At 53.9% G+C, this 21,949-nt stretch carries 37 protein-coding genes; 2 read left to right on the forward strand and 35 right to left on the reverse strand.

The genetic code is table 11. The features are described from left to right. Positions 1-207 precede the first annotated feature (207 nt). A complete protein-coding gene (locus QZ305_RS02460) occupies positions 208-678 on the reverse strand; it encodes a 23S rRNA (pseudouridine(1915)-N(3))-methyltransferase RlmH (protein WP_294729908.1) in 471 nt (156 codons plus the stop codon). Continuing rightward, positions 675-1,901: a serine hydroxymethyltransferase gene (glyA, locus tag QZ305_RS02465; protein ID WP_294729909.1), complete on the reverse strand. Its 1,227-nt coding sequence runs from the start codon at positions 1,899-1,901 to the stop codon at positions 675-677. The genes QZ305_RS02460 and glyA overlap by 4 nt, the downstream gene beginning before the upstream one ends. 300 nt (positions 1,902-2,201) lie before the next feature. Between glyA and QZ305_RS02470 the strand changes: the two genes are divergently transcribed. Both QZ305_RS02470 and QZ305_RS02475 read left to right on the forward strand, forming a co-directional pair. Then, positions 2,202-2,765: a TetR/AcrR family transcriptional regulator gene (locus tag QZ305_RS02470; protein ID WP_294729910.1), complete on the forward strand. Its 564-nt coding sequence runs from the start codon at positions 2,202-2,204 to the stop codon at positions 2,763-2,765. Continuing rightward, positions 2,762-3,346 (forward strand): TetR/AcrR family transcriptional regulator, encoded by a 585-nt coding sequence (locus QZ305_RS02475; protein WP_294729911.1) that lies wholly within the window; start codon positions 2,762-2,764, stop codon positions 3,344-3,346. Before QZ305_RS02470 ends, QZ305_RS02475 begins: the two co-directional genes overlap by 4 nt. A gap of 185 nt (positions 3,347-3,531) precedes the next feature. Here QZ305_RS02475 and QZ305_RS02480 read toward each other — a convergent pair whose 3' ends face one another. The 33 genes from QZ305_RS02480 to rplB all read right to left on the reverse strand — a co-directional run bounded on the left by QZ305_RS02480 (position 3,532) and on the right by rplB (position 21,918). After that, positions 3,532-4,068: a GNAT family N-acetyltransferase gene (locus tag QZ305_RS02480; protein WP_294729912.1), complete on the reverse strand. Its 537-nt coding sequence runs from the start codon at positions 4,066-4,068 to the stop codon at positions 3,532-3,534. A 124-nt stretch (positions 4,069-4,192) separates the two neighbouring features. Further along, entirely contained in the window at positions 4,193-4,600 is a 408-nt protein-coding gene (gene rpsI, locus QZ305_RS02485) for a 30S ribosomal protein S9 (protein WP_294729913.1), read from the reverse strand. A gap of 12 nt (positions 4,601-4,612) precedes the next feature. Further along, positions 4,613-5,050: a 50S ribosomal protein L13 gene (gene rplM, locus QZ305_RS02490; RefSeq protein WP_294729914.1), complete on the reverse strand. Its 438-nt coding sequence runs from the start codon at positions 5,048-5,050 to the stop codon at positions 4,613-4,615. Positions 5,051-5,155: 105 nt separating this feature from the next. Then, positions 5,156-6,004, reverse strand: a complete 849-nt coding sequence (locus QZ305_RS02495; protein ID WP_294729915.1) for a histidinol-phosphatase — start codon at positions 6,002-6,004, stop codon at positions 5,156-5,158. A gap of 2 nt (positions 6,005-6,006) precedes the next feature. Further along, the gene (truA, locus tag QZ305_RS02500) at positions 6,007-6,807 is read right to left on the reverse strand and encodes a tRNA pseudouridine(38-40) synthase TruA (protein WP_294729916.1); all 801 of its coding nucleotides are present in this window, start codon (positions 6,805-6,807) and stop codon (positions 6,007-6,009) included. Next, positions 6,807-7,604, reverse strand: a complete 798-nt coding sequence (locus QZ305_RS02505; protein WP_294729917.1) for an energy-coupling factor transporter transmembrane protein EcfT — start codon at positions 7,602-7,604, stop codon at positions 6,807-6,809. Before QZ305_RS02505 ends, truA begins: the two co-directional genes overlap by 1 nt. Beyond that, positions 7,601-8,503, reverse strand: a complete 903-nt coding sequence (locus tag QZ305_RS02510) for an energy-coupling factor transporter ATPase (RefSeq protein WP_294729918.1) — start codon at positions 8,501-8,503, stop codon at positions 7,601-7,603. The genes QZ305_RS02505 and QZ305_RS02510 overlap by 4 nt, the downstream gene beginning before the upstream one ends. Further along, positions 8,494-9,327 carry an energy-coupling factor transporter ATPase gene (locus tag QZ305_RS02515; RefSeq protein WP_294729919.1) on the reverse strand — a complete coding sequence of 278 codons (834 nt, stop codon included), beginning with the start codon at positions 9,325-9,327 and terminating at the stop codon, positions 8,494-8,496. The genes QZ305_RS02510 and QZ305_RS02515 overlap by 10 nt, the downstream gene beginning before the upstream one ends. Positions 9,328-9,513: 186 nt before the next feature. Continuing rightward, a complete protein-coding gene (locus QZ305_RS02520) occupies positions 9,514-9,930 on the reverse strand; it encodes a hypothetical protein (RefSeq protein ID WP_294729920.1) in 417 nt (138 codons plus the stop codon). Next, positions 9,927-10,499, reverse strand: a complete 573-nt coding sequence (locus QZ305_RS02525; RefSeq protein WP_294729921.1) for an O-methyltransferase — start codon at positions 10,497-10,499, stop codon at positions 9,927-9,929. Before QZ305_RS02525 ends, QZ305_RS02520 begins: the two co-directional genes overlap by 4 nt. A 48-nt stretch (positions 10,500-10,547) precedes the next feature. Continuing rightward, positions 10,548-10,910 (reverse strand): 50S ribosomal protein L17, encoded by a 363-nt coding sequence (gene rplQ, locus QZ305_RS02530; RefSeq protein WP_294729922.1) that lies wholly within the window; start codon positions 10,908-10,910, stop codon positions 10,548-10,550. A 14-nt stretch (positions 10,911-10,924) separates the two neighbouring features. Further along, on the reverse strand, positions 10,925-11,878 hold the full coding sequence (locus tag QZ305_RS02535; RefSeq protein WP_294729923.1) for a DNA-directed RNA polymerase subunit alpha: 954 nt from the start codon (positions 11,876-11,878) through the stop codon (positions 10,925-10,927). Between the two features lie 33 nt (positions 11,879-11,911). Further along, positions 11,912-12,304: a 30S ribosomal protein S11 gene (gene rpsK, locus QZ305_RS02540; protein WP_067554949.1), complete on the reverse strand. Its 393-nt coding sequence runs from the start codon at positions 12,302-12,304 to the stop codon at positions 11,912-11,914. 13 nt (positions 12,305-12,317) lie between these two features. Further along, on the reverse strand, positions 12,318-12,683 hold the full coding sequence (rpsM, locus tag QZ305_RS02545) for a 30S ribosomal protein S13 (protein ID WP_294729924.1): 366 nt from the start codon (positions 12,681-12,683) through the stop codon (positions 12,318-12,320). Positions 12,684-12,692: 9 nt separating this feature from the next. After that, on the reverse strand, positions 12,693-12,809 hold the full coding sequence (rpmJ, locus tag QZ305_RS02550; RefSeq protein WP_003866328.1) for a 50S ribosomal protein L36: 117 nt from the start codon (positions 12,807-12,809) through the stop codon (positions 12,693-12,695). A 166-nt stretch (positions 12,810-12,975) separates the two neighbouring features. Next, positions 12,976-13,626 carry an adenylate kinase gene (locus QZ305_RS02555; protein ID WP_294729925.1) on the reverse strand — a complete coding sequence of 217 codons (651 nt, stop codon included), beginning with the start codon at positions 13,624-13,626 and terminating at the stop codon, positions 12,976-12,978. Positions 13,627-13,637: 11 nt separating this feature from the next. Then, the gene (secY, locus tag QZ305_RS02560; RefSeq protein WP_294729926.1) at positions 13,638-14,927 is read right to left on the reverse strand and encodes a preprotein translocase subunit SecY; all 1,290 of its coding nucleotides are present in this window, start codon (positions 14,925-14,927) and stop codon (positions 13,638-13,640) included. 3 nt (positions 14,928-14,930) lie between these two features. Next, positions 14,931-15,368 carry a 50S ribosomal protein L15 gene (rplO, locus tag QZ305_RS02565; protein ID WP_294729927.1) on the reverse strand — a complete coding sequence of 146 codons (438 nt, stop codon included), beginning with the start codon at positions 15,366-15,368 and terminating at the stop codon, positions 14,931-14,933. Between the two features lie 15 nt (positions 15,369-15,383). Beyond that, complete coding sequence (rpsE, locus tag QZ305_RS02570; protein ID WP_294729928.1) at positions 15,384-15,890, reverse strand: 30S ribosomal protein S5; 507 nt, start codon at positions 15,888-15,890, stop codon at positions 15,384-15,386. A gap of 13 nt (positions 15,891-15,903) precedes the next feature. Then, on the reverse strand, positions 15,904-16,260 hold the full coding sequence (gene rplR, locus QZ305_RS02575) for a 50S ribosomal protein L18 (RefSeq protein WP_294729929.1): 357 nt from the start codon (positions 16,258-16,260) through the stop codon (positions 15,904-15,906). Between the two features lie 21 nt (positions 16,261-16,281). Further along, the gene (gene rplF / locus QZ305_RS02580) at positions 16,282-16,827 is read right to left on the reverse strand and encodes a 50S ribosomal protein L6 (RefSeq protein WP_294729930.1); all 546 of its coding nucleotides are present in this window, start codon (positions 16,825-16,827) and stop codon (positions 16,282-16,284) included. Positions 16,828-16,842: 15 nt separating this feature from the next. Continuing rightward, a complete protein-coding gene (gene rpsH, locus QZ305_RS02585; protein WP_294729931.1) occupies positions 16,843-17,238 on the reverse strand; it encodes a 30S ribosomal protein S8 in 396 nt (131 codons plus the stop codon). Positions 17,239-17,255: 17 nt separating this feature from the next. Next, positions 17,256-17,441: a type Z 30S ribosomal protein S14 gene (locus QZ305_RS02590; protein WP_294729932.1), complete on the reverse strand. Its 186-nt coding sequence runs from the start codon at positions 17,439-17,441 to the stop codon at positions 17,256-17,258. A gap of 14 nt (positions 17,442-17,455) precedes the next feature. After that, on the reverse strand, positions 17,456-17,995 hold the full coding sequence (rplE, locus tag QZ305_RS02595) for a 50S ribosomal protein L5 (RefSeq protein ID WP_294729933.1): 540 nt from the start codon (positions 17,993-17,995) through the stop codon (positions 17,456-17,458). An 8-nt stretch (positions 17,996-18,003) separates the two neighbouring features. Continuing rightward, positions 18,004-18,330, reverse strand: coding sequence for a 50S ribosomal protein L24 (rplX, locus tag QZ305_RS02600; RefSeq protein WP_294729934.1), 327 nt, complete (start codon positions 18,328-18,330; stop codon positions 18,004-18,006). Between the two features lie 10 nt (positions 18,331-18,340). Further along, entirely contained in the window at positions 18,341-18,709 is a 369-nt protein-coding gene (rplN, locus tag QZ305_RS02605) for a 50S ribosomal protein L14 (protein WP_294729935.1), read from the reverse strand. A 13-nt stretch (positions 18,710-18,722) separates the two neighbouring features. Beyond that, on the reverse strand, positions 18,723-18,983 hold the full coding sequence (gene rpsQ / locus QZ305_RS02610) for a 30S ribosomal protein S17 (protein ID WP_294729936.1): 261 nt from the start codon (positions 18,981-18,983) through the stop codon (positions 18,723-18,725). Positions 18,984-18,993: 10 nt separating this feature from the next. Then, entirely contained in the window at positions 18,994-19,188 is a 195-nt protein-coding gene (gene rpmC, locus QZ305_RS02615) for a 50S ribosomal protein L29 (RefSeq protein ID WP_294729937.1), read from the reverse strand. Continuing rightward, positions 19,188-19,604 carry a 50S ribosomal protein L16 gene (rplP, locus tag QZ305_RS02620; protein WP_067554908.1) on the reverse strand — a complete coding sequence of 139 codons (417 nt, stop codon included), beginning with the start codon at positions 19,602-19,604 and terminating at the stop codon, positions 19,188-19,190. The genes rpmC and rplP overlap by 1 nt, the downstream gene beginning before the upstream one ends. Beyond that, positions 19,591-20,436, reverse strand: coding sequence for a 30S ribosomal protein S3 (gene rpsC, locus QZ305_RS02625; RefSeq protein WP_294729938.1), 846 nt, complete (start codon positions 20,434-20,436; stop codon positions 19,591-19,593). The genes rplP and rpsC overlap by 14 nt, the downstream gene beginning before the upstream one ends. 9 nt (positions 20,437-20,445) lie before the next feature. Further along, a complete protein-coding gene (gene rplV / locus QZ305_RS02630) occupies positions 20,446-20,781 on the reverse strand; it encodes a 50S ribosomal protein L22 (RefSeq protein ID WP_067554902.1) in 336 nt (111 codons plus the stop codon). Positions 20,782-20,793: 12 nt separating this feature from the next. Then, on the reverse strand, positions 20,794-21,072 hold the full coding sequence (rpsS, locus tag QZ305_RS02635) for a 30S ribosomal protein S19 (RefSeq protein WP_294729939.1): 279 nt from the start codon (positions 21,070-21,072) through the stop codon (positions 20,794-20,796). 12 nt (positions 21,073-21,084) lie between these two features. Continuing rightward, complete coding sequence (rplB, locus tag QZ305_RS02640; protein ID WP_294729940.1) at positions 21,085-21,918, reverse strand: 50S ribosomal protein L2; 834 nt, start codon at positions 21,916-21,918, stop codon at positions 21,085-21,087. Positions 21,919-21,949 lie beyond the last annotated feature (31 nt).

The raw sequence follows: 21,949 nt of genomic DNA on the forward strand, positions 1-21,949 counted from the left end.
TTTAGGTAAAGGGCTTCTCGCCGATTTCACGCTTCAAACTGTAAAAGACGGGATCGTAAACAGTATATCACCTGCAGGCAGGAATATGTCCATGTCCTGAGGATTTGTAAGCCCGGCGCAAATCTCCGGTTTGAGAACAGAAGAAAACCGAAAAGGACAAACCCGGCCTGGGACTGCCATGGTTTGTCCTTTGTGCTCGTAACCGTCCTACTTGTGGTAAGAGCGCCCTGCATCGATCATGAATCCCCGGTATATCTGCTCCAGAAGAAGCACCCGGGTCATCATGTGTGTGAATGTCAGGTCAGAAAGCTTCAGCCTGTACCCGGCACGTCTGACCAGCGCCTCTCCCGGACCCAGGCTGCCGGCAATCACAAAGACCAGATGACCGGCCTGACGCCACTGTATCAGTTTCCAGGCAAATCCCGGTGAATCCGGCATGGTGCCGTGCAGATCCAGCAGCACCACGAAATCATCCGCCTTCAGCCTGTCCAGCACTCTGGCTGCTTCCGCATCACGCACCCGGCGTTCCTCCGCTTCCCGGTCTGTGTGAAGATTGGGTTCATCCTTCACTTCTTCCACCTGGACCCTGTCAAAGGCGCTGATCCGCTTGACGTATTCGTCTTCCAGGCTTTTCAGCGCTTTGTCCCGGTTCTTTCCGACACAGATCAGACGGATCAAATCTGTGCTCCCGTGGGGAACGTCTCAGTCAGAGCCCGTACTTCCTGGCGGATTCGGGCCGCGTGTTCATCCGTCCCGTTTTTCAGCACATCCACGATCCAGCGAGCTGTCTGACGGAACTGGGCTTCCCCGAATCCCCGGCTTGTCATTGCCGCGCTGCCCAGACGGATGCCGCTGGTGACAAAGGGCTTCTGCTGATCAAAGGGAATGGTGTTTTTGTTGCAGGTGATCCCTGCCAGATCCAGCAGCCGCTCTGCTTCCTTGCCGGTCATCCCCAGGCTGGACATCGTATCCAGCAGAATCAGGTGGTTGTCAGATCCCCCGGATACCATCCGGAAACCGGCTTTTTCAAATTCATCTGCCATCGCCTGCACATTGTCCAGAATCCCCTGTGCGTAGTCCCTGAACGCCGGCTGCATTGCTTCATGCAGCGCAATCCCCTTGGCGGCTATCACATGCTCCAGCGGCCCGCCCTGCATACCGGGGAACACCCGGGAATCGATTTTCTTTCCATACTCTTCCTTTGCCAGAATCAGCCCGCCCCGGGGGCCGCGCAGTGTCTTGTGCGTGGTCGTGGTCACAAAATCTGCATAGGGAACCGGGCTGGGATGCAGTCCGGCGGCCACCAGCCCGGCGATGTGGGCCATGTCCACCATCAGCAGGGAACCGGACTTGTCTGCGATCTCACGCAGACGCGCAAAATCAATCACCCGGGGGTAGGCACTGGCGCCTGCCACGATGAGTTTCGGGTGATGCTCCAGAGCCAGCTTCTCCAGTTCATCGTAGTCGATCAGTTCTGTTTCCCGGTTCACATTATAAGGAACGAAATTGTAGCTGCGGCCCGAGAAGTTCAGGGGGTGACCATGGGTGAGGTGACCACCGCTGGTGAGGTCCATGCCCAGGACTGTATCCCCCGGCTCCAGACAGGCCAGGTACACGCCCATGTTGGCCTGGGATCCGGAATGCGGCTGCACGTTGGCATACTCGGCTCCGAAGAGTTCCTTTGCCCGCTGAATGGTCAGACGTTCCGCTTCATCCACATGCACGCAGCCGCCGTAATACCGCCTGCCGGGGTAGCCTTCGGCGTACTTGTTGGTGAGAACCGAACCCTGCGCTTCCCGGACTTCGTCGCTGACAAAGTTCTCGGATGCAATGAGTTCAACGTTGTATTTCTGCCGGTCTTCTTCCCGGCCAATGATGTCAAACATGGCTGTATCTCTCATGATCAAATCCTCCATACCACCCTACTATACTGAAAACCTTTCAGAAACAAAAGAAAGAAAGCAGAAGGTGACGGATGCCTCCCGCCCGGGAGCAGGTCACATGTAACCATACCGTCATCCAGTGCCCGAAAGTGACCGATTGTTACAATTTTTATTCCTTTTTGTACTGCAGAGCGCAAGGCTAATTGCTTTTCCGGGAAACCCGGCATACAATGTAGGCGAAAGTTGACTGCGGTAAAGCATACTGCCTCTGCCGCAGGGGAAAGGGTGATCATCTATGTATTACCGTCTGGTCACACCATGAAGCGGCGGGATCTTGAACCGCTGATCCTCGAAACATCGCTGCGTCTTTTTCAGGAAAAGGGCTACGACAATGTGAGCGTCCGGGAGATATGCGAAGCCTGCGACATCACCAAGCCCACTTTTTACAAATATGCAGTGACCAAGGGGGATCTTCTTGAACTGTTTTTCTACCGGATTGCCGGAAAAGCCGATGATACCTGGGATGATCCGCAGATGCAGGGCTCCTGGTGGAACTGCATCAGAAAAGGCTTCACCGATTTTCTGAAATCCTTTCTGTCCTTTGGAACAGACTTCTGCATGCAGCTGTTCATCCAGAATGTCATGTCCCAGCAGGACCGTTTCAGGGTCAGCCCCGAGTTCCGCACCCGGATGACCGCCGTGCTCTGGCAGGCGCAGCGTTCGGGAGAGATTCTGGACGACACCGACCCGGAAGAACTCTATGATGTCATTATTTCCACACTGATCGGATTCTGCGCCTGGTGGATTCTGAATGAAGGTCAGGTGGATGTGGTAACCGAATTTCTGGAAGCCCTTCAGGGGCTTTGCGAGGTACCTGCATGAAGAGGAAAACATCACTGGCGGAAATCGCCGATGCCGCTTTCCAGCTGTTCAGGGAGCATGGATTCGACAATGTGTCGGTCATGGACATCTGCCATGAAGTCGGCATCACAAAACCGACTTTCTATAAATTCGCTGCCTCCAAGGATGCCCTGCTGTCTCAGTACTATCAGGGAGCGGATGAAACTGTCCTGCAGGAGATGGCTTCTCTTGATCTGGCCGGGTCCTACATCGAGGAGATCTGGGCCGGAACCAGCTGCATCATGAAACGCAGCAGCGAGCTGGGCCATGACCTGTACTCGCATTACGTCATCCGGTGTCTGCGCAGCCATACCCATCCCAATACAACAGGCTATGAGCTGCAGGAGCACATTGAAGAAGCCATCCGGAAGGCGCAGAAATCCGGACAGATCCTGAATCATTCGGATCCCAGAAAGATCTGGCTGTCTCTGACGAATCTGTTTCTCGGCACAGGATGTCAGTGGGCATTCGGCGGCGGTGAGGAAAATGTACTGCAGCAGTGCAGGCATGGTTTTCTGATTACCCTGCGGCCTGCTGTGGCACTTCCGGAACTTCATTCCTGAGACCTGCTGCAAAAAGCGAAGACACTCTGCAGTCCCGGCTGCGGTGTCTTCGCTTTTTTCTGTCCGGTGCAGACCAGCCGCAGCAGTGTCCAAGGGGGACTGGGCGCGTAAAAAAGGCTCTGTCCCGCCAAAATGTGATTGGATACAGAGCCACAGGTTTTCTCACATCACAGACAAACTGAAAGTCAGTGAATAACTTTTTCAAACCGGAATATTCCGTCTGGGAATTGCTCATCAAATTCTTCGCCACTCGAATCAGGATCGTTGGGATCAGGGTGGAATTTGTTGAAAAAACCTACAATATGAAACCCGCATCGGTTTACATAGAAATGGATATTGCGCTGCTCAAAATACGGTGTCACCGTCTCCCAGATCTTCACCTCTGGATGCAGCTTTTCAACTGCGCACCACGCAGCATATCCAATCCCCTTGCTGTGGGCGAACGGAGATACGAATAATAAATCTAAATCTCCTTTTTCGCCCTCAATCCTGATAACGACGCCGCCGACTTTTTTGCCGTCGGAAACGATCCGATAGGCTTCTCCGCCATCAATAGACTGTTTAATCGTTTCCCGTGAAATGATTTGACCGTCTGCTTCAAAATGGTTGTCCCGAAGACCGAACTCTTCCATTGCTCCGTAGTTGAATGCCTCCTGATTGTCTGTGATAAACTGCTCTCTATCGCTATCTTCCAACGGAAGCAATTGTATAATACCGTTCATTCCCATTCCTCCTGCAAATTCCCGATTTGTCTGTTCCCAGTATACTCCGTCACATTTTGGTGGGACAGAACCAAAAAAAACAGAACACCATCGATGCTCTGTTTTTGAAATATCCTCGCTGAGACTAACGCTTGGAGTACTGGGGACTGCGGCGTGCGGCCTTCAGACCATACTTCTTCCGTTCCTTGGCACGGGGGTCACGTGTAACGAAACCGGCTGCCTTCAGGACGGGACGGTAGCCTTCGTTGGCTTCCATCAGCGCACGGGTGATGCCGTGACGGATCGCACCGGACTGACCGGTGAAACCGCCGCCGTTTACGTTGACGATCACATCAAACTGATCCAGGGTGTTGGTCAGGTCCAGAGGGGACTTGACAACCTGCTGCAGGATCTCACTGGGCAGATACTGCTCCAGAGGCTTGCCGTTTACTGTGATGTTTCCTGTTCCCGGACGAAGAAAGACACGAGCAACAGATTTTTTGCGTCGTCCGACGCCATGGTACTGGACCAGGTCCGTTTTCTTGACTGCCATTCTCTATTCCTCCTATCCTTTCACCTTCAGCTCAACGGGCTGCTGAGCTGCATGGGGGTGTTCGGGTCCTTCGTAAACAAACAGGTGCTTGCGCATCTTGTCACCCAGTTTTGTGTGGGGCAGCATGCCTTTTACAGCATGAGACACCCATTCAACCGGATACTTTTCCTTCATTTCTTTTGCAGTGCGAACGCGCATGCCTCCGAAATAGCCGGAATGGTTGTAGTACTTTTCAGTGTTCAGCTTGTTGCCTGTCATTTCCACCTTGTCGGCATTGACAATGATGACACAGTCACCGCAGTCAACGTTGGGTGTATATGTAGGTTTGTGCTTGCCGCGCAGTACATGAGCCGCCGTGGTCGCAAGACGTCCGAGCGTCTGACCTTCACCGTCGATCACGTACCATGTGCGGACTACTTCAGCGGGTTTTGCCATTGTTGTCTGGCGCATGATATTTCCTCCTATGATTTGAGCGTTACCGGGGCTCAAAAGGCTGGAGTTCAGCCAACCTATAGTCTATAAAAAGGCGCCGATAAAATCAACGCCTTTTGTTTCTCATTCGGATTTTTCTTTCTGCTTCCGCTCCCGGAGCCGGACGAAATCCACCCGGGGTATCCGGTCGGTCAGTTTCACGCCAAAGGTCTCCAGATTCTTTTTCGCCTGGCGGTACAGCGACACCCGCAGATCCCGGGGATGATGAGCATCCATGCCAATGATGGCCCGGCACCCGCAGGAACCGGCGATTTCCCAGAAATGATGATGGGGATATCCTTCCCGTCCCGTCCGGCGGGCAAGCTGCAGGCCCAGCACATTGTACTCCAGCGGAATATCATGAGCGGCGCAGTACCGGCAGATGGCTTCAAATCCCGGCCGCATGCCCTCATCCCAGTCCAGGGAACGCAGCGGCAGTTCCGGATGAGCCAGATAGCTGAACATCCCTGTTTCCAGGCCATCCAGCACAGTCCGGACATAGACATCGAACTGATCCCTGGCGATTTTTCCGAAGTACTGCCCGGTTTCGTCCGATTCGTGATAGTGATTTCCGAAAATCAGATAATCGATCCCCTCGCGGATTGCAAAATCCAGCAGCCAGTCCATATACCGGGGAAAGTATTCCGCTTCCAGACCGAGCAGAATTTCTATACGGCCCCGGTATGCGTCCCGGAGCGCCAGGACACTCTCCCGGTAGCCCGCAAACTGCTCCAGCCGCATCCGCATCCGGGGAATGTAGCCGGATTCATACGGCCATGGACAGTGATCCGAAAACCCCAGAACATCATATCCCTGCCGCAGAGCCTCCTGCACGTATTCCTCGTCCGTGCCGCCGGCATGCAGACAGCGTCTGGTGTGCGTGTGATAGTTGGCCTGGATCAAAGCCGCTTTTCCTGTGTGTGTTTCTTCCATATTCAATACCATACCCTGCTCAGAAACAGCCCGTGCGCCGGCGCATTGTACCGGCTGGCGTGTTTGTCCCGCTGCGCCAGCATCCGGTTTATATCCTCCGGCGTCAGTTTTCCGCGTCCGGCTGCTTCCAGAACCGCTGTCATCATTCTAACCTGATACCGGAGAAAACCGGTCCCTTCAAACACCAGATGGATATCCTGGCCTTCCTCCAGAACATCCAGCCTGGTGACAGTCCGGACCATGCTCTTGTCCGGATGGTGATGGCAGTTGGTGAAACTCGTAAAGTCATGCGTGCCGATGAAACAGGCAGCAGCCTGACGCATTTTTTCCGGATCCGGTTTCACCGGACGGAACCATTTGTACCGCCAGGTAAAGGGATCCGGCTGCTGCAGCGTCATCCAGTATTCATACCGTTTTCTTCTGGCGGAAAACCGGGCGTGAAAATCCGCCGACACCTCCGTGACTTCCAGGATCCGGATATCCCGGGGCAGCAGCGAGTTCAGTGCCGGAACCCAGCGGATGCCTTGCCGGGCATCAAAATGAAAGACCTGTCCTGTGGCATGCACGCCCGTATCCGTTCGTCCGCTGCCTGTCACCGGAACCGGATGACCGGTGAGCTTCTCCAGGGCTTCCTCCAGCACCTGCTGAATGCCCAGCGCATTGATCTGCCGCTGCCAGCCGGCGTAGTCTGTTCCATCATACTGGACCACAGCCATGAACCGGTGGAGCGGATGCTGCAGGGTACTGACCGCTGCTGTTTTCCTGCCATCAGACATGCTCTGCTGTCCGGCTGTTTCCGGCATCAGAAAACCGCCAGCAGAATGCAGCCGGTCAGCACGCCGGCAGCTGCCACCAGTCCCCAGATATCCGGTGCGGTCATCTTCAGCACTTTGTACCGGGTCCGGGGACGCTGCGGATCGTATCCCCTGGCTTCCATGGCATTGGCCAGCTGATCCGCCCGGTCAAACGCCGATACGAACAGCGGAACGATCAGCGCCAGGACTGCCATGATTTTTTCTTTCAGAGATCCGTTTTCCAGATCCACACCCCGGCTTGCCTGAGCGTTCATGATCCGCTGAGTTTCTTCGATCAGTGTGGGAATGAATCGCAGGGCAATGGAAATCATCATCGCAATGATGTGTGCAGGCAGACCAACCGCTTCAAAGGGCTTGAGGAGTTTTTCAATGCCCAGTGTCAGATCCAGCGGCTTGGTGGTGGCTGTCAGAATCGTGGTGATGATCACCATCAGCATCAGTCTTACTATTATATAAAGGGTTTGTGAAATCGCATCGGAATAGATGGAAAACCAGCCCCACTGTACAAGTGGCACGCCGGTCCGGATGGCGAAGATGTTGATCACCAGCAGGAACACCATCATGAACATCATGGGTTTCATGCTCCGCAGGGCAAAGCCGATGGTGAGTTTCGAGAGCTTCAGAGCGATCCAGATAAAGGCGAAGATCAGAACATAGCCCCAGAATCCGGCGGGAACAAAGATGGCTATCATGAGCAGCAGCATGATGAGGATTTTGGCCCGGGGATCCATTTTGTCCACGACTGAATTCAGAGGCAGATACCGTCCAAGAGCGATGTTGTTCATGCCTGTACCTCTCCGTTTGCCGTTTTTTCGGGCTGCACGGCACTGTGATTCTCTTTCCAGTCCCGGATGGCCTGAATCAGATCCGCATCCCGCAGCCGGATGTCCCCCAGATCCATTCCCTTTTCCTTCAGCTTCAGCTGCAGGCGGACGATTCCCGGGGGATCGATCCCGATGGCTTCCAGCCATTCGGGATGCGAGAAAAACTCCTGCACATCGGCTTCTCTGGCGACCTTTCCCTGATCCATGACAATGACATGGTCGCAGTACTTCAGAACGTGCTCCATGTCATGAGTGACCAGCAGGACGGTCTTGCCTTCCTTGCGGTTAAGATCGGAGAACAGTTCCATCATCTCCCGGGATCCCTGGGGATCCAGGCCTGCCGCCGGCTCATCCAGAACCAGGACCTCCGGATCCAGAACGAGAATACCGGCAATGGCCACGCGGCGTTTCTGGCCGCCGGAGAGGTCAAAGGGACTGCGGTCGAGGTACGTTTCATCCAGTCCCACAACCGGCAGAATCCGTTTCACCTGCTCCAGCGCATCCTCCTCCGGCACCCCGAAGTTTTTCGGGCCAAAGGCAATGTCCTTCGCAATGGTTTCTTCAAACAGCTGATACTCCGGAAACTGGAACACAAGTCCCACCTGCCTGCGCAGTTCCTTCAAATCCCTGATTTTCATGCCCGGCAGAATTTTTCTGCCCAGGATTTCCAGTTCACCGGCAGTGGGTACCAGCAGTCCGTTGAGATGCTGAACAAAAGTGGATTTCCCGCTTCCTGTCTGCCCGATGATCGCAGTCATCTTTCCTTCCGGGATTTTCACACTGGCATCATCCAGCGCCTGGAAGGAAAAAGGTGTACCGGGACTGTAGACATGTCCCAGGTGTCTGGCTTCTATCGACATATTTCCTCTGCAGCCTCCTCCAGGTCCAGTGCCTGATGTTCGGTCAGACCGAGCTTGCACAGTTCATCCGTGATTTTCCAGGCAAAGGGAACATCCAGTTCCATCTGGCGCAGTTCCTGCTGCCGGGAAAAAATCTCCCGCGGAGTCCCTGTCATGGCAATGGATCCGTCTTTCAGCGCCAGCACATAATCACTCTGTGCCACTTCTTCCATATCATGGGTGATGGAGAGAATGGTGATGTCCTTCTCTTCGTGCAGTCGCCGGATTTCTTCATTGATGGCCTTTTTTCCCTTGGGATCCAGCATGCTTGTGGATTCGTCAAAAATGATGATGTCTGGTGCCACAGCCAGAATCCCGGCTATCGCCACCCGCTGCTTCTGACCACCGGAAAGCTTGGTGGGTTCGGAATCCAGAAATCTTGTCATCCCCACCTGTCTGGCCGCGGTTTCAATCAGTTCCTGCATCTGTTCCTGGGGAATGCAGCGGTTTTCCAGACCGAAGGCAATGTCATCCGCCACAGTGCTGCCGATGAACTGATTGTCCGGATTCTGAAACACGATTCCCGTGGATGTACGGATATCATAGACGGAATCCTCCGTAAGTTCCGTTCCCAGGATACTGATCGAACCGGACGCTGCCGGCAGCAGGCCGATCAGCAGTTTGGCCAGTGTGGATTTCCCGGAGCCGTTGTGTCCGATCACTGCGGTGTAACTGCCTTTGGGGATATCAAAGGATATCCCTTTCAGTACATCCCGCTGGCCGTCATATGAAAAGGTCAGGTCGCGTACAGAAACAGCGTCCCTGCCATTGTATTGTTTGGTCATGCAGTTCCTCCCATGATTTCGATGATACCATTTTCCGGCTGAAACCGTGATTCATTCTCTGCACCAGCGTCAGTTGCCCGGAGAGATCCAGAATGTATGCCCATTCAAAGCCGGCTGGAAAAACTGTTTCTTCAGTCCTGCAGCCGAAGAAAAAAGGACGCTGACTCGTCCTTTTCCAGCTGATGATCAGGCTGTTATGCAGTAACCTGTGTACTGCACGCCTTCCAGACCGGCACAGTCAAGGAGCACCTTGACCGGCTTTTCCTGAGTATAGAGTACATCCAGCACACCGGATTCTGTATCCATGCTGCTGGAATAGCCGCCGGAGGCCAGGAGTTCCTGCGCCATGGATGCTGTTTCGGGTCCGTCCACAACATAGGAAATCCGTACCGGGAGCGATTCATCATCCAGGCTTTCCCAGGTCTGTGCATCCAGCTCCGCCCGCTGGGTGGCTGCCGCAACCGGATCGAAATCCGGCTCGGGGTCAGACATCAGATAATCATCCATCTCGCGGTCATCTTCTTTTTTCACAATGGATGCAGCCACGGCAGCGGCGCCGGCTGCAATGCCGGCGGCTGCCAGCGCAAATTTCAACCAGTTCATCGTTTCCTCCTTGAAACAGCGATTCCATCGCCTTTGTCATCCAGAAACTCTGTTGTCCAGTCCTCAAGCCCCTCCAGAAACCTGCGGTATTCCCGCAGCCTGCGGATCAGCCCTCTGGTATGGCGGTTTTCTGTCATTTCCGGATGATCCACCATTCCATGAAATTTCATGTTGTCTGTCACAATGATACCATTTTCTGACAGCAGAGGAGAATAGCGTTCGAAGAAACGGCGGTACTGGCTTTTGGCAGCGTCAATGAAAATAAGATCAAAGGGCCCTGTCACAGCAGTCTCGAGGGCGTCCCCTTCAATCAGAGTCACCGGCTTTCCGCTTTCTGCAATGTTTTTTCTCGCCTGCCGGATCATATCCGGATCCCGTTCGATGGTAGTCACAGTCAGTCCCTGTTCTGCCATATACACCGCTGTCCGGGCGACCGCAGTTCCGATTTCCAGCATGGACTGGCAGCCATTTTCTCTGGCCAGTGATGCCAGTTCCTCCAGCCCCTCTGCTTCCATGACAGGAACCATATGAACCACTGCTTCCTTTGTGATTTCCAGACTGTCTTTCATACTCCGGGTCCTCCCTCAGTTACATAAGAAAAAAGTGAAGTAACGTTGTTACTTCACAAATTCAACGATGGCCATCGGCGCAGCATCACCGCGGCGGATACGTGTCTTGATGACGCGGGTATAGCCGCCGTTGCGTTCTGCATAGGCAGGACCGATTTCGTTGAAGAGCTTCTGCAGAGCTGTTGTGCCTTCTTCATCTACCTCTACTTCGCGGACGAAAGCAGCGGCCTGACGACGGGCAGCAAGATCGCCCTTCTTCGCCAGTGTAACCAGGCTGTCCATTACAGCGCTGAGTTCCTTCGCCTTCATCTCCGTAGTTTCCAGCTGACCGTGTTCGATCAGCGAGGTAGCCATATTTCTCAGCAGAGCCTTGCGGTGGTCGCTGGTCCGCCCGAGCTTGCGGTTTCTCATGGGGTTCCTCCTGTTTATTCGTTACCCGCCTTGAAACTGAGTCCAAGGGAGTAGATTTTTTCTTTGACTTCCTTCAGGGATTTCTTGCCAAGATTCCGTACATGCATCAGTTCATCTTCTGTCTTGTCGATGAGTTCCTCCACCGTGGTGATTCCCGCCCGTTTCAGGCAGTTGTAGGAACGAACCGAGAGTTCAAGGTCTTCGATGAGCTTGTGCTGCAGGCCGCCTGTGGCTTCTTCTGTCACTGCTTCTTCCGCAGTGGGAATTTCCACAACGGCTTCATCCAGGTTCTGAAGAATCGCAAGGTGATCTCTGAGGATTTTGGACGCGATGGAAAGCGCTTCTTCAGGCTTGAGTGTACCGTCAGTGTCGATTTCCATTGTCAGTTTGTCATAAGCCACGCCTTCTTCATTCAGTTCAGGTTCGCTCTTGTAAGCAACTCTCTTTACCGGTGAATACAGGGCGTCTGTATAGATGATTCCAAGAGGCTGTCCGTCATTCTGATAAATGTGCTTGTTGGTTTCAGCGCCGACATAACCGCGGCCCAGACGGGCCTGCATTTCAATGTTGATGGCACCGCCCTGCGCCAGCGTGCAGATGGGCAGGTCCTTGTTGAGCACTTCCACGCCTGCGGGACATTCAATGTCGCCGGCAGTGACTGTACAGGGCCCGACTGCATTGATGCGCAGCTTGTAGATATCATTGTCGTTGATGTCTATTTTCAGAATCAGCTGCTTGATCTGCAGAATGATCTGGGCCACATCTTCTGTCACGCCTTTGATGCCGGTGAATTCATGGAATATACCGTCGATCCGGATGGAGAATACAGCGCCTCCAGGCACTGCCGAAAGCAGAACCCGGCGCAGGGCATTGCCCAGCGTGATGCCGAAATGATCCGGCAGCGGGCTCATTCTGAAGGATCCGGAAATCTGACTGGTCTCCAGGGTGTCGATCTTAAACGAATTCATGCGGACACCTCCTCTTGTGTCATGTTTACTGTTTTATCCGCGGGGACGTTTCGGGGGACGGCAGCCGTTGTGGGGAATCGGTGTCACGTCATTGATCATGGTGATGTCCAGGCCTGCAACCTGCAGCGCACGGACAGCCGCTTCACGTCCGGGGCCAGGTCCCTTTACTTCAACCGCCACAGTTTTCATGCCGTGGTCCATCGCAGCCTTGCCGGCTGCTTCCGCTGCCAGCTGTGCGGCATACGGAGTGCTTTTGCGGCTTCCCTTGAAGCCCAGAGCTCCGGCAGAGCTCCAGCTCACAGCGTTTCCGTTCTCATCTGTAATCGTAACGATCGTGTTGTTGAACGTGGAGTGGATGTGAGCGACGCCGCGGGCGATATTCTTGCGTGCCCGGCGTTTTCCTGTCCTTCTCTGTACTTTAGCCATTTCTGCTCCTCACCTACTTCTTCTTGTTTGCGACTGTCTTCGCCTTGCCTTTGCGGGTACGGGCGTTTGTCTTTGTGCGCTGTCCGCGAACAGGCAGACCCTTCCGGTGACGGATACCGCGGTAGCAGCCGATTTCCATCAGGCGTTTGATGTTCAGCTGAACTTCACGGCGCAGATCGCCTTCAACCTTGATCTTGTCAACTTCCTTACGGATGGCGTTCAGTTCTGCCTCTGTCAGATCCTTGATTCTCTTGTCTTCACTGATCCCGGCAGCTTTCAGAATATCAGCAGCGGTTGTCCGGCCGATTCCGTAGATGTAAGTGAGCGAAATGACAGCTCTCTTGTCGTTGGGGATGTCTACTCCTGCAATTCGTGCCATTGTTTCCTCCTAGTTTCCCTGTCTCTGCTTGTGTTTCGGGTTTTCACAGATTACCATGACCCGTCCTTTGCGGCGGATAACCCGGCATTTATCGCAGATCGGTTTTACAGACGGTCTTACTTTCATATCTGTTCCTCCTGTGATCACGTATTGTCCCCTGCTGAAATGCGTATTTGAGTTGCAAATGCGGATTGCAGCAGAAACGTGAATGATTATAAACGCAAATAAATGCGCTTATATAGTATAAGCGCAATTTATCTGGATTACAAGTTTTTGCTACCTAGATGCGGATTTATTTTGCGTTCAGGATTTCCTGAACATCCGCCCAGATTTCTTCGATGGGCCGGTCGGCATTCACACGGCTGACCATGTCCCGGGAAGCGTAATAGTCAATAACCGGTTCGGTGTTGGCTGCATACTCATTCAGCCTCACCTTCAGGCTTTCTTCATTGTCGTCCTTGCGCTGCGACAGCTCAGTGCCGCAGACATCGCAGATGCCATCTGCTGCAGGAGCCTTCGTATATATATTATAGATGGCTCCGCAGTTCTTGCACGTTCTGCGCCCTGTGATGCGCTTTGTCAGAACATCAAAGGGTACATCCATGGAGAGAATGAGATCCGGAGAATCCGATGTGCCTGCCGTGAGTTCTTCAAATGCTTTCGCCTGCGCGAGAGTTCTGGGATATCCATCCAGCAGATAGCCGTTCTTTCTGTCCGGCAGACTGCGAAGATAATCCGCCACCATCGCATTGGTGATCTCATCCGGCACCAGCAGTCCCTTTTCGGAATACTGCTGTGCCTTCTTTCCCAGATCAGTCTGCCGGGAGATGTTGTCCCGGAAGATATCACCGGTGGAGATGTGGTTGAGATTGTACGTATCCTTGATGCGGCTGGAGAAGGTTCCTTTTCCGGAACCCGGTGCTCCCATGATGAAGATGTTCATGACGTTCCCTTCTACTCTTCGAAGTAATTTTTATAGGATTTCTGGGTGATCAGTCCCTGTACCTGACGGACAGTTTCCAGTGCCACACCCACAACAATGATCATGCCGGTTCCGCCAATGGCCATGGAACTGGGCAGTTCCGGCCAGACAAGCGGCATCAGATGCGGCAGTACCGCAATCACAGCCAGGCACAATGCACCAAGCACCGTAATCCGGGAGAGAACCTTGTTGATGTAGTCCTCTGTCTGCTTGCCCGGACGGACACTGGGAATGTAGGCACCGGATTTTCCCAGATTCTCGGCGACTTTTTCGGGGTTGATCTGCATCTTCGTGTAGAAGAACGTGAAGAGAATGATCAGAACCACGTAAATCGACAGAGAATACCAGGTTTTCATGCCAAGCCAGTTATTCATCGTCGTCATCCAGTCCTTCGCAGGGAAGAATGAAGCAATCTGCAGCGGGGCCATCATCAGAGACTGGGCGAAAATGACCGGAATCACACTGGCGGAGTTCACCTTCAGCGGCAGATAGTTCATTTTCGTGCTTTTCTGGATGGCCAGAGAACTGGATGTGTACTGGATGGGGATCTTCAGTTCAGCCGTGTTGATCAGAGTCACAAAGACAATAATCAGCAGATAGAACAGAATGTAGGCCGCAAAGAGCCAGAAGCCGGTAGCGCTCTCTGTACCGGTCAGACTTGTCCAGGCAGCGGTGAACTGCTGTGGCATGCGCCCGACAATACCGGCCATGATGACCATGGAAATACCGTTGCCGATGCCCTTGACTGAAATCTGGTCGCCGATCCAGACCAGGAACATCGTTCCGGCAGTGAAAATGGTGGAGATATAAAGCAGTTTTGCTGCGCTTACACCACCGATAATCAGGCCGGGGTAGCTCTGAGAGAAACCGTAGACCAGTGACATCGACTGAACAAAGCCGAATACCACCGCAAGGTATCTCGTGTATTTGTCGAGCTTCTTGCGTCCGTTGGCGCCGGATTTTGAAAGCTCGGTCAGGCTCGGGATGACATCCATGCTCAGCAGCTGAATGATGATGCTGGCCGTGATATAGGGAGTAACGCCCAGGGCGAAAACAGAGAACTGTTCCAGTCCGCCGCCTCCCAGCAGGTTCAGCATCGCAAACAGGGAATTGTCCCCAAGTCCTGCGACCAGGTCCGTTGTGTTTACGTCGGGAACAGTGATGGCACAGCCCAGACGATACACAAGAAAGGCAAAGAGGGTGAACAGGATTCTGTTGCGGATATCCTTGTTCGTCCACATTGCCTTGATGGAAGAGCTCATTCCCTAGAGAACCTCGGCCTTTCCGCCAGCTTTTTCGATGGCTTCGACCGCAGATTTAGAGAACTTCGCTGCTGTTACATTCAGTTTCTTTGTCAGTTCACCATTGCCGAGAATCTTGACACCGTTCAGTTCCTTGCGGACCAGCCCGGTTTCCTTCAGCAGGGCGGGTGTAACTGTTGTACCGTCTTCGAACCGGTTCAGATCCTCAACATTGACAACGGCATATTCCTTGCGGTTGATGTTGGTGAATCCGCGTTTCGGCAGACGTCTGGCCAGAGGTGTCTGACCGCCTTCGAAACCGGGGCGTACACCGCCGCCGCTCCGGGCGTTCTGACCTTTCTGACCGCGGCCGCTTGTTTTGCCAAGACCGCTGCCAGGACCGCGGCCAACCCGTTTGCGGGCTGTGCGGGGAGCCAGGGATTTCATTTCATGAAGTTTCATCGTGCCCTCCTTATCCTAGCGGATCTCGTACGGCTTCTTGCCGCGGAGTTCAGCTACCTGATCGATGGTGCGCAGGTTTTTCAGACCGTCAACAGTGGCACGAACCACGTTGATCTTGGTCCGGGAACCAAGGCATTTTGTCAGAATATCGTTGATTCCGGCCAGTTCCAGCACTGCACGGGCAGCACCGCCGGCGGAAATTCCGGTACCTTCAGCAGCGGGGCGCATGAATACAGCGCCTGCGCCGTAACGGCCGGTGATGTCGTGAGGAATTGTGGTTCCTTCCAGAGGTACCCGGAATACATTCTTCCGTGCGTTTTCCGCAGCCTTGCGGATCGCATCAGGTACTTCCTTTGCCTTGCCGGTACCGATGCCGACACGGCCTTTGTGGTCACCGACTACAACCAGGGCAGCGAAGCGGAAATTCCGGCCGCCCTTGACGACTTTGGTCACGCGGTTGATCGCAATGACCTGCTCGTCGAATTCTTTCTGTTCCCGTCTGGGTTTTCTTTCATTCGCCATTGGTCAGGGCCTCCTAAAATTCCAGTCCGGCTTCCCGGGCTGCATCAGCCAGTGCTTTCACACGGCCGGTGTAGACATAACCGCCACGGTCGAAGACAACATGTTTGATGCCTTTTTCTGCAGCACGTTTTGCCAGTTCCGTTCCCACTGCCTTGGCAGCTTCGACGTTTCCTCCGTTAGCCAGCTTCATCTGTACGCTGGATGCGGAAACAAGCGTGTTTCCGTTGATGTCATCAATGATCTGCGCATGGATGTTGGCGTTGCCTCTGAAGACATTCAGACGCGGGCATTCAGGAGTACCGCTGACTTTTCTGCGGACACGCACATGACGGCGGATCCGCGAAGAATTGCGGGATGTTTTCTTAAGCATATTCTTTCTCCTTTCCCACGACTACTTCTTACCGGCAGTCTTGCCTTCTTTGCGGCGCACATTTTCGCCCTTGTAGCGAATACCCTTGCCTTTGTAAGGTTCAGGCTTGCGGACCGCACGCACCAGGGCGGCAAACTGTCCAACCTGCTGCTTGTCAATGCCTTCCACCTTGATGGAAGTGGCAGAAGGACAGGTAACTTCCAGGCCTTCTTCGATTTCCATGTCCACCGGGTGGGAGTAGCCTACGTTCATGGAAAGCTTGCCGTTTTTCACTGCGGTTCTGTAACCGATACCGACCAGTTCCAGTTCCTTTGTGAATCCGTGTGCAACGCCTTCGATCATGTTGTGGAGCAGAGCCCGTGTTGTGCCATGCAGCTGTTTGGTGTGCTTGGCATCGTTGGGACGTTTTACCTTGACTTCGTTACCATTGACCTCAATGTCCATGAGATCGCTGAATTTGCGTACCAGGGTGCCCTTGGGCCCCTTTACAGTCACCTCATTCCCGTCGGCGATGTCAATGGTGACACCTTCGGGAACGGTAATCAGTTTATTGCCGATACGTGACATTTTGTTCTCCTTCTATTACCAGATATAGGCGATGACTTCGCCGCCCATGTTCTTTTTGCGGGCATCCCGGTCTGTCATGATGCCACCGGATGTGGAAATCAGGGCTGTGCCCAGTCCGTTCAGAACCCGGGGCAGGTTTTCCACTTTGGCGTAGACACGGAGGCCGGGTTTGGAAATGCGGCGCAGACCACTGATGACTTTTTCACCGTTCTTGCCGTATTTCAGATCGATGGTCAGAGTTTTCTTCACATCGCCCTCAATCTTGTATCCGTTGATATAGCCTTCATCCAGCAGGATTTTGGCAATGGCTGCCTTTTCCTTGCTGGAAGGCATTGTTACGGTTTCGTGCTTGGCAGCGAGACCGTTGCGGATGCGTGTCAGCATATCCGCGATGGGATCTGTCATAATCATAAAAACACGCCTCCTTCTTACCAGCTGGCCTTTTTAACGCCCGGGATCTGGCCTTTGTAAGCCAGTTCACGAAAGCAGATACGGCACAGTTTGTATTTTCTCAGAACGGAATGCGGACGGCCGCACCGTTCGCAGCGGGTGTACTCGCGAACTTTGAATTTCGCAGGACGCTGCTGCTTGTTGATCATTGCTTTTTTAGCCATTGTTCGCTCCTTGCCTACTTCTTGAAGGGCATGCCCAGGCCTGCAAGCAGAGCCCTGGCTTCCTCGTTGGTTTTGGCTGTCGTGACGATAACGACATCCATGCCCCGGGTACGGTTGACTTTGTCAAAATCAATTTCCGGGAAGATGATCTGTTCCTTCACACCCAGTGTGTAGTTGCCGCGGCCATCGAAGCTTGTATCACTTACACCACGGAAGTCACGTACACGGGGCAGAGAGATGTTGAACAGCTTGTCGAGGAATTCATACATCTTTTCGGAACGCAGAGTGGTCTTCGCACCGATTGGCATGCCTTCACGCAGCTTGAAGTTCGCAATGGATTTCTTTGCACGGGTAATCACCGGCTTCTGACCGGTAATGGCAGCCACTTCCTCCACTGCCTCATCCAGCAGCTTGGAGTTCTGAATGGCATCGCCGACACCCACATTGATGACAACCTTTTCGATCTTCGGCACTTCCATGATGGAGGTGTAGCCGAAGTCTTTCATCAACTGAGGGACTACGTCGTTTGTATATTTTTCCTGTAAACGGTTCATAAACCCTCCTAGTCCTTGATAATGTTGCCGCTCTTCTTGTAATAGCGGACTTTGCTCTGGCTGCCGTCCTTGTTTTCCACAAACTTGTATCCCACACGGCTGGCTACCTTGGCTTTTTCATCGTAGGCCATGACATTGGAGACGTCGATTTTGGCTTCCTTTTCAATGATGCCGCCATCAGGATTTGCCTGGGTCGGCTTCATGTGCTTCTTGACCATGTTGACGCCTTCAACAATCAGCTTTCCCTCACGGGGGAATGCCTGCTTCACTTCTGCAACAGTACCCTTGTAGGCACCGGCAATCACTTTGACTTTATCGCCTTTTTTGATTCTCATGCTGGACCTCCTACAGTACTTCCGGAGCCAGGGAAACAATCTTCATGTAATCCCGGTCACGGAGCTCACGGGCGACAGGCCCGAAAATACGGGTGCCGCGGGGTGTCTTGTCGTCTTTGATCAGAACAACGGCATTGTCATCAAACTTGATGTACGTGCCGTTGTCTCTGCGAACACCGCGTTTTGTCCGAACGATGACACCTTTGACAACATCACCTTTCTTGACAGTTCCGCCGGGCGCAGCCTGCTTGACAGTGCATACAACGACATCACCGATGTTCGAGAACTTTCTTACGCTGCCGCCGAGGTTGCGGATAACCAGGACTTCCTTGGCACCCGTGTTGTCGGCCACTCGCAGTCGGCTTTCATTCTGGATCATGGTATCCTCCGTTCTATCCGCGCGCCTTTTCGACGATCTCCACCAGACGGAACCGCTTGGTGGCAGACAGAGGACGGGTTTCCATGATTACGACTGTATCGCCTTCACGGGCAGCGTTCTGTTCGTCATGCGCTTTGAATTTCTTTGTGTATTTGACGCGCTTGCCATACAGCGGGTGCGTCTTCTTCGTTTCAACGGCGACCGTAATGGTCTTGTCCATCTTGTCAGATACGACAGTGCCGCGATATGTCTTACGGGCGTTTCTCTGTTCCATTCTGGTCTCCTTACTTCGCGTTTGCACGCTCTGTCTGAATTGTCTTGATGCGTGCGATGTCTTTTCTGACCTGCTTCAGACGGGCAGTGTTTTCCAGCTGGCCGGTTGCCTGCTGAAAACGCAGATTGAAGAGCTCATCCTTCAGGACATTGATCTGCTTTACGAGCTCTTCGTTGCTCATTTCACGTATTTCATTCGCCTTCATTAGAGAGCTTCTCCTTTTTTTACAAACCGTGTCTTCACAGGCAGCTTGTGAGCTGCCAGACGCAGCGCCTCGCGGGCCACTTCTTCGCTGACACCGCCAACCTCGAACATAACACGTCCGGGCTTGACTACAGCAACCCATCCTTCGGGAGCACCTTTACCGGAACCCATGCGGACTTCCAGAGGCTTCTTGGTTCTTGCCATGTGCGGGAAGATCCGGATCCAGACCTTGCCGCCACGCTTCATGTAACGGGTCATGGCAATACGGGCTGCTTCGATCTGCCGGTTGGAAACATAGTTTCCGGATTCAGCCACCAGACCGTATTCGCCGAAGTCCACATTCCGGCCTGCTTTTGCACGGCCTTCGTAGGACAGACGGTGAGGACGGCGGTATTTGGTCCTCTTAGGCATTAACATCGTCGTTACCTCCCTTGTTTGCAGCTTCAGCCGGCTGACGGCCTGCTGCATTCTGATCGCGTCTCGGGCCGCGGCCGCCAGGACGTCCGCCACGGTCGTTGCGGCCCTTGCGGCGGTTGCGCATCGGGCGCTGTTTCGGTGCTTCGGGTTCTTTCACCATTTCACCGGGGAGAACTTCACCGCGGCAGATCCAGACTTTTACGCCCAGACGGCCATAGGTTGTGGAAGCTTCTTCCCAGGCGTAGTCGATATCGCTGCGCAGTGTGTGCAGAGGAACAACACCTTCGGAATAGCCTTCGGAACGGGCAATGTCGGCACCGCCCAGACGGCCGGATACCTGTGTCTTGATGCCCTTTGCACCGGCACGCATTGTGTTCTGAATGGCCTTTTTCTGTGTGGCACGGAAAGACTTCCGGCCTTCCAGTTCATTGGCAATCCAGCGTGCAACCAGGTGTGCGTCCAGGTTTGGGTTGGCCACTTCCACTACGTTGATCTGGATGTTCTTGACTTTTGTCAGTTTTTCCAGCTGCTTGCGCAGACCGTCGATGGACTTGCCTTCCTGGCCGATCACAACACCGGGGTGTGCAGTACGGATGATGATTGTCATCCGGTTCTTGCAGCGCTCGATTTCGATCCGGGAGATCTGGGGATCAGCCTTGCGACGGTCAGCCGCCTTGGCGGACAGACCAGCATAATATTTTTCGATGAAGTTGCGGATATTCACATCTTCGATCAGCAGCTTGCCGAATTCCTTATCGTCTGCGTACCACCGTGACTGCCAGTCGCGGATGACGCCGACACGCATGCCGATCGGACTTACTTTCTGACCCATTCGGACCTCCTACTCTTTCTCGGCCACAACCACAGTGATGTGGCTGGTTCTCTTGTTGATGGGGCTTGCAGAACCCTTGGCGCGGGGCATGTAACGCTTCATGGTAATGCCCTCATCTGCCCAGCAGGCCTTGACATAGAGTTTGTCTTCGTCGAGGTCGTGGTTGTTGACTGCATTGGCAACGGCGGATTTCAGTACCTTTCCGACCATTGCACCACCCTTGTTGGGCAGGAACTTGCAGATGGCTGCGGCTTCTTCCACATCCTTGCCCCGGATCAGGTTCAGGACCAGGCGCGCTTTGCGGGGCTGGATTCTCAGAGTTTTGGCTGTTGCTTTCACTTCCATTGTCCTTGCCTCCTACTTGCGGCCCTTCTTGTCGTCAGAAGCGTGGCCGGTATATTTGCGGGTGGGCACAAACTCACCGAGCTTGTGTCCAACCATATCTTCCGTTACATAGACGGGAACGTGTTCCCTGCCGTTGTGAACAGCAAAGGTGTGTTCCACGAACTGAGGGAAGATCGTAGAGCGACGGCTCCAGGTCTTGATGACTTCTTTTTTGTTGGCTGCGTTCAGCGCCTCCACCTTTTTCATCAGGTGCTCATCGACGAACGGGCCTTTTTTCAGACTGCGGCTCATGATTTCCTCCTCTTACTTCCCGTTGCGGCGGCGTACGATCAGCTTCGTGCTCGCCTTCTTCTTGTTGCGGGTCTTCACGCCAAGAGCTTTCTTGCCCCAGGGCGTCATAGGTGCCTTGCGGCCGATCGGGGTGCGGCCTTCACCACCACCGTGCGGGTGGTCGTTCGGGTTCATGACAGAACCGCGGACAGTCGGGCGGATGCCCATCCAGCGGGAACGGCCGGCTTTACCAAGGTTGACCAGGTTGTGGTCCTCATTGCCGACAGTGCCGATGGTGGCACGGCATGTGCCCAGTACCTTGCGGACTTCACCGGAAGTCAGACGAAGGGTTACGTATTTATCCTCGACACCGAGGATCTGAGCGGAGCTGCCTGCAGAACGGGCCATCTGGCCGCCCTTGCCGGGTTTCAGCTCAACGTTGTGAACAACAGTACCTTCAGGCATGTTGCGCAGTTCCATGGCGTTTCCGACACGTACATCTGTTTCGGGGCCGGACACGATCTTCGTGCCGACTTCCAGACCCTTGGGAGCCAGGATGTAGCGTTTCTCACCATCTGCATAGTGCAGCAGGGCGATGTTGGCGGAACGGTTGGGATCGTATTCGATCGTGGCAACCTTGGCAGGAACACCATCCTTGTTGCGCTTGAAGTCGATGATCCGGTAGTGACGCTTGTGTCCGCCGCCTTTGTGACGGGTCGTGATGCGTCCATTGTTGTTGCGGCCGCCCTTTTTGCTCAGCGGAGCAAGCAGGCTTTTCTCGGGCGTGGATGTTGTGATTTCTTCCTTTGTCAGGGTGGTCATTCCACGGCGGCCGGGTGTGGTAGGTTTATATTTCTTGATAGGCATGGCCTTTGGTTCCTCCTGTTACGCAATATTT

This window comes from uncultured Faecalibaculum sp. (assembly GCF_910588395.1).
GTDB lineage: Bacteria > Bacillota_I > Bacilli_A > Erysipelotrichales > Erysipelotrichaceae > Faecalibaculum.